This window comes from Pseudomonas sp. SIMBA_067 (genome assembly GCF_046534675.1).
GTDB classification, from domain to species: domain Bacteria; phylum Pseudomonadota; class Gammaproteobacteria; order Pseudomonadales; family Pseudomonadaceae; genus Aquipseudomonas; species Aquipseudomonas putida.
In genome coordinates, this window is record NZ_JAWRYH010001382.1 from 1 (window position 1) to 235 (window position 235).

Below are 235 nucleotides of genomic sequence, written 5' to 3' on the forward strand. Positions count from 1 at the left end.
GGCGCTTCTTTATGCATGCCGCCATTCTTTCCAGGAGCTGATAGAGGGCCAGGATCTTGGCCGTTTGCATCATCTATACCCACTTCGAACTGCCCAATCACATTTCCATAATCATCGACCATATATCCAAAATACAGGCCTGGCTGCATACCGTAAGTTTTGGCAGCAGCGTCACCAACAACTTTTGAAGTTACCGAATATGATGGAAGCTGAGGATTATTTTTACCACCACTGC

1 protein-coding gene is annotated in these 235 nt (G+C 46.4%); it reads right to left on the bottom strand.

The genetic code is table 11. From position 1 onward, the window contains the following. Positions 1–235, bottom strand: a 235-nt coding sequence (locus tag SB765_RS33895) for a hypothetical protein (protein ID WP_410933070.1), incomplete at both ends; no start/stop codon positions are given.